Consider the following 255-nt stretch of genomic DNA (forward strand, 5'->3'; position numbering starts at 1 on the left):
CGGCAATACGCCTTGCGTGGGCGTGCGACCGCGCTCGGCTGGCGCGACGAGCAGATCGTCACGATCGACAGCGATCAGGGCGAATCGGGAGCATCAGCGTCATGGCGGGAGGGGTTTCAACGGTTGGTCACTGATGTTGGCATGGGCCGCGCTGGCATCGTCATGGGCCTGGAGGTTTCACGCCTTGCAAGAAACAATGCCGACTGGCATCGGCTGCTGGAAATCTGCGCGCTTGCGGACACGCTGATTCTTGAC

At 62.4% G+C, this 255-nt stretch carries 1 protein-coding gene; it reads left to right on the plus strand.

Features of this window, described 5'->3' with window-relative positions; genetic code table 11:
- The coding region (locus AB4Y34_RS42380) for a recombinase family protein (RefSeq protein WP_368719368.1) at nucleotides 1-255 on the plus strand (255 nt) is incomplete at both ends.

It is taken from the genome of Paraburkholderia sp. BR10954 (genome assembly GCF_040965775.1).
Classification (GTDB): Bacteria; Pseudomonadota; Gammaproteobacteria; order Burkholderiales; family Burkholderiaceae; genus Paraburkholderia; species Paraburkholderia youngii.